This is a genomic window from Mesorhizobium sp. M0239 (assembly GCF_040321815.1).
Lineage (GTDB): Bacteria > Pseudomonadota > Alphaproteobacteria > Rhizobiales > Rhizobiaceae > Mesorhizobium.
The window spans coordinates 2,501-6,294 of sequence record NZ_JAMYSG010000067.1 but is presented as its reverse complement, the minus strand read 5'-3'; the positions used below and the strand labels follow the sequence as shown (position 1 = coordinate 6,294).

The window sequence follows — 3,794 nt, the reverse complement described above, 5'->3', positions numbered from 1 at the left end:
CCCTAAGCAAGCGTTTGCTTGCATTCCCTTAGCAAGCGTTTGCTTGCGTCCCTAAGCAAGCGCTTGCTTGCTTTTTTGTGTAAGCCGAGGCCTACAGATAGGTATATGGCTGACCAAATGAAAGGGCCGCTTACGCGGCCCGTGATCCCTTGGCGGGCCATTTCATAAAGAGAAGATTTCTCTCACATCCGATTTGGATGTGAGATCAACGTGCGTTTAGCAGACCTGGCAGCGACCTACTCTCCCGCGTCTTGAGACGAAGTACCATCAGCGCTGGAGCGTTTCACGGCCGAGTTCGGAATGGGATCGGGTGCAGCCGCTCCGCCATAACCACCAGGTCGGCAAAACGCACGTTGTTCGAGAAGCTTTTTTGAGCGAATAGCCAATAGTGAGTAGCGAATAGGGACCCTATTTGCTGCTTTCTCTGAGCTGTTCGCTGGTCTTTTTGTGCCTTTACAGTTCTTTGGATCCTGACGCCTTTCGAAGCGAAGCTTCGCAAGGTCGACCGACCGTCGGCGCTGATGCGCCGCACCCACGTAGCGCCGCCCGCAGGGCGGAACAAGCGTGAGTGAGAACATCTGACTTTGTCAGATGAGCATAAGGAATGAGAACGATCAAGCCGATCGAACTATTAGTACCGGTAAGCTTCAAGCGTTGCCGCTCTTCCACACCCGGCCTATCAACGTGGTCGTCTTCCACGGTTCTCAGGGAATACTCGTTTTAAGGTGGGTTTCCCGCTTAGATGCCTTCAGCGGTTATCCCGTCCGGATATAGCTACCCTGCTATGCGGCTGGCGCCACAACAGGTCCACCAGAGATCCGTCCATCCCGGTCCTCTCGTACTAGGGACAGATCCTTTCAATATTCCTACACCCACGGCAGATAGGGACCGAACTGTCTCACGACGTTCTGAACCCAACTCACGTACCGCTTTAAATGGCGAACAGCCATACCCTTGGGACCTGCTCCAGCCCCAGGATGCGATGAGTCGACATCGAGGTGCCAAACAACCCCGTCGATATGGACTCTTGGGGGTCATCAGCCTGTTATCCCCGGCGTACCTTTTATCCGTTGAGCGATGGCCCTTCCACGCGGGACCACCGGATCACTATGACCGACTTTCGTCTCTGCTCGACTTGTCAGTCTCGCAGTCAGGCAGGCTTATGCCATTGCACTCAGCGAACGATTTCCGACCGTTCTGAGCCCACCATCGCGCGCCTCCGTTACTCTTTAGGAGGCGACCGCCCCAGTCAAACTACCCACCATACATTGTCCCGGACCCGGATAACGGGCCGCGGTTAGACATCCATAGTAATAAGGGTGGTATTTCAAGGGTGGCTCCACCTGAGCTGGCGCCCAGGTTTCAAAGCCTACCACCTATCCTACACATGCCACTACGAATGCCAATGTAAAGCTATAGTAAAGGTGCACGGGGTCTTTCCGTCTAACCGCAGGAACCCCGCATCTTCACGGGGAATTCAATTTCACTGAGTCTATGCTGGAGACAGCGGGGAAGTCGTTACGCCATTCGTGCAGGTCGGAACTTACCCGACAAGGAATTTCGCTACCTTAGGACCGTTATAGTTACGGCCGCCGTTTACTGGGGCTTCGATTCAGAGCTTGCACCCCTCCTCTTAACCTTCCAGCACCGGGCAGGCGTCAGACCCTATACGTCGTCTTGCGACTTCGCAGAGCCCTGTGTTTTTGATAAACAGTCGCTACCCCCTGGTCTGTGCCACCCTCCTCTACTTGCGTAGAAAAGGGTCACGCTTCTTCCGAAGTTACGCGTGCAATTTGCCGAGTTCCTTCAGCATAGTTCTCTCAAGCGCCTTGGTATACTCTACCAGACCACCAGTGTCGGTTTCGGGTACGGTTTATAAGGAGGAGCTATTTCCTGGAACCACGCAGCAGCCCGTTCAATCCGATAAGATTGGACTACCTCAATGATCCGTCACTACCTCCAAGCCCACGAATATTAACGTGGTTCCCATCGACTACGCGTTTCCGCCTCGTCTTAGGGGCCGGCTAACCCTGCTCAGATTAGCTTTAAGCAGGAACCCTTGGTCTTTCGGCGGGGGAGTCTCTCACTCCCCTTACGTTACTCATGTCAGCATTCGCACTTCTGATACCTCCACCACCCCTCACGGGTATGGCTTCATCAGCTTACAGAACGCTCCGCTACCGCTTGGCCCTTGCGGACCAAACCCTAAGCTTCGGTGTATGGCTTTAGCCCCGTTACATTTTCGGCGCAAAGACCCTTATTTAGACCAGTGAGCTGTTACGCTTTCTTTAAATGATGGCTGCTTCTAAGCCAACATCCTGGTTGTTTTGGGATCCTCACATCCTTTCCCACTTAGCCATAACTTGGGGACCTTAGCTGTAGGTCAGGGTTGTTTCCCTTTTCACGACGGACGTTAGCACCCGCCGTGTGTCTGCCGACTAGTACTCCCAGGTATTCGGAGTTTGGTTAGGTTTGGTAATCCGGTGAGGACCCCTAGCCCATCCAGTGCTCTACCCCCTGGGGTATTCGGTCGACGCTCTACCTAAATAGATTTCGCGGAGAACCAGCTATTTCCGAGTTTGATTGGCCTTTCACCCCTAGCCACAAGTCATCCCGAACTATTGCAACAGTTATGGGTTCGGTCCTCCAGTAAGTGTTACCTTACCTTCAACCTGCTCATGGCTAGATCACTCGGTTTCGGGTCTAATGCGACGAACTGAACGCCCTATTCAGACTCGCTTTCGCTGCGCCTACACCTAGCGGTTTAAGCTTGCTCGTCACACTAAGTCGCTGACCCATTATACAAAAGGTACGTGGTCACCCAGGACGAACCTTGGGCTTCCACTGTTTGTAGGCAATCGGTTTCAGGTACTCTTTCACTCCCCTTGTCGGGGTGCTTTTCACCTTTCCCTCACGGTACTAGTTCGCTATCGGTCATGCACGAGTACTTAGGCTTGGAGGGTGGTCCCCCCAATTTCAGACAGGATTTCACGTGTCCCGCCTTACTCGAGGACGATTGATTGCATTACGCGTACGGGGCTGTCACCCACTATGGCCCTACTTTCCAGAAGGTTCCGCTTGTCTCTCAATCGCCACTGGCCTGGTCCGGGTTCGCTCGCCACTACTTCCGGAGTCTCGGTTGATGTCCTTTCCTACGGGTACTTAGATGTTTCAGTTCCCCGCGTTCGCCACTTTACCCCTATGTATTCAGGGTAAGTTACCTATTATCGATACTTGGAAACCACAGCAGCAAGTCAGCCTTGCGACCTTCTGGCTGCTCTGATTTTCCAAGTACCTTAGGTGGGTTTCCCCATTCGGAAATCTACGGATCAAAGGGTATTCGCACCTCCCCGTAGCTTATCGCAGCGTATCACGTCCTTCATCGCCTGTGCATGCCAAGGCATCCACCAATTGCCCTTAAGACACTTGATCGTTCTCATTGCCAATGCCCACCTGCGCAATCCGAAGGATTGTCGCTTCAGCCTCTCCCTTACGGGATCAGCATCCGCGCAATTCCAAAGGAATTGTCGCCTGAAGCAGATCCTGTGCGGGATCTAACTTCGATGTCATTGGCACAAAAAGACCAGCTTCTCGAGATCGGTTCGAGGGTGCGGTTAGGCAAGCCCATCATATGCGGGAGATTGAGCGTCTCCCGCGACAAATCACAAACCTTTTCAAGCTCATGAAGTTCGAACAAATCTTCTCTTTACAATGTCAAACAGAACAAGCGGCAAGCTACATGCTCACCACAAAACCTTTTTACGAATGACTTTTCTCTGACGCCTCATCTCTAC

General features: G+C 52.9%; 2 rRNA genes. Both read right to left on the bottom strand.

The features are described 5' to 3' along the window. Positions 1 to 223: 223 nt before the first annotated feature. Positions 224 to 338 (bottom strand): 5S ribosomal RNA (gene rrf / locus NKI99_RS33180). Between the two features lie 272 nt (positions 339 to 610). Beyond that, a 23S ribosomal RNA gene (locus NKI99_RS33175) occupies positions 611 to 3,432 on the bottom strand. Between the last annotated feature and the right edge of the window lie 362 nt (positions 3,433 to 3,794).